Source organism: Blastococcus sp. OS1-29 (genome assembly GCF_057628075.1).
The window spans coordinates 1-1,047 of the sequence record NZ_JBXXJK010000017.1 but is presented as its reverse complement, the minus strand read 5'-3'; the positions used below and the strand labels follow the sequence as shown (position 1 = coordinate 1,047).

General features: G+C 74.4%; 1 rRNA gene. It reads right to left on the bottom strand.

Annotated elements, in window-relative coordinates:
• Positions 1 to 933: 933 nt before the first annotated feature.
• A 5S ribosomal RNA gene (gene rrf, locus AC2H4J_RS23665) occupies positions 934 to 1,047 on the bottom strand; the annotation flags it as partial.

Below are 1,047 nucleotides of genomic sequence, written 5' to 3'. Positions count from 1 at the left end.
GGTCTTGCCACTGCGGACGGTCACCGGTCGGACGGTCGCCCTGCGGCCGGCGGTCGCCCCACTGACCGCGAGGGCTGCCCGACTGCGCCGGACGGTCCCCCTGCGGTCGGCGGTCCTGCCACTGCGGACGATCCCCGGTCGGCCGGTCGCCCTGCGGCCGGCGGTCGCCCCACTGACCGCGAGGGCTGCCCGACTGCGCCGGACGGTCCCCCTGCGGTCGGCGGTCCTGCCACTGCGGACGGTCACCGGTCGGCCGGTCGCCACCCTGCGGCCGGCGGTCCTGCCACTGCGGACGGTCTCCCAACGGGCGCTCGCCACGAGACGCACCCGACCGCTGCGGACGGTCCCCCTGCGGACGACGGTCCTGCCACTGGGGACGGTCTCCCGACGGGCGCTCGCCACGAGGCACACCCGGCCGCTGCGGACGGTCCCCCTGCGGACGACGGTCCTGCCACTCACCACGCGGAGCATTCGAACGCTGCGGACGCTCCCCCTGCGGACGGCGGTCCTGCCACTGCGGACGGTCCCCCGACGGGCGCTCGCCGTGAGGGGCACCCGGGCGCTGCGGACGCTCTCCCTGCGGACGACGGTCCTGCCAGCCGCCCTTTTCGTCACGGCCGGACGCGCCGGCGCTCCGGTCCGACTCCGGACGAGGACGGCGAGGACCGCCGCCACCGGCCGCCCCCCCGGATCGTGCCCCGGAGCCGCCGCGCGGCGCGCTGGGACGCCCCGCGGAACCAGAACCACGTCCGCCGCCCGTGCCGCGGTTGCCGCGCGGTCCGTCGGAGCCTCGTCTCGGTGAAGTCATGACTAGGGATACCTCTTCGATCGGATAAGGCGCGGGGCACTGTGGAATTGGGTGACGGCTGAAGCCGAACATGGAAACACGAACGGGGGCCAGAGCAAGCGCTCTGACCCCCGTTCGGAATGGTTGTCCGGCGGCGTCCTACTCTCCCACCCCGTCTCCAGGGCAGTACCATCGGCGCTGAGAGGCTTAGCTTCCGGGTTCGGAATGAGACCGGGCGTTTCCCTCTCGCCATGGCCGCC